Source organism: Bacillus sp. SIMBA_074 (assembly GCF_046534555.1).
Taxonomy (GTDB): domain Bacteria; phylum Bacillota; class Bacilli; order Bacillales; family Bacillaceae_G; genus Bacillus_A; species Bacillus_A mycoides.
The window spans coordinates 1-252 of the sequence record NZ_JAWRYM010000906.1 but is presented as its reverse complement, the minus strand read 5'-3'; the positions used below and the strand labels follow the sequence as shown (position 1 = coordinate 252).

At 63.5% G+C, this 252-nt stretch carries 1 pseudogene; it reads left to right on the top strand.

Annotated elements, in window-relative coordinates:
• A pseudogene (locus SB773_RS33390) lies at nt 1-252 on the top strand (hypothetical protein); the annotation flags it as partial.

Genomic DNA, 252 nt, shown 5'->3' with positions numbered 1-252 from the left:
CCAGAGCTTCACGCCCGAGCAGATCGAGGTGTTCAGTAACACCCGCACGGCGGTGGGAACGGTGTTCCCCAACCTGTCCTTCCTCATGCAGCCGTTCAGTCTGGTGCCGGGGGAACCCGGTGTGAGGTTCGTCACGATGCGCCTGTACCACCCGATCGGTCCTGGCCGTTCGGAGATGTACTCGTGGTGTCTGGTGCCGAAGGACGCGTCGCAGGAGTACAAGGATGCGGCGTACCAGGCGTACACCCTGGC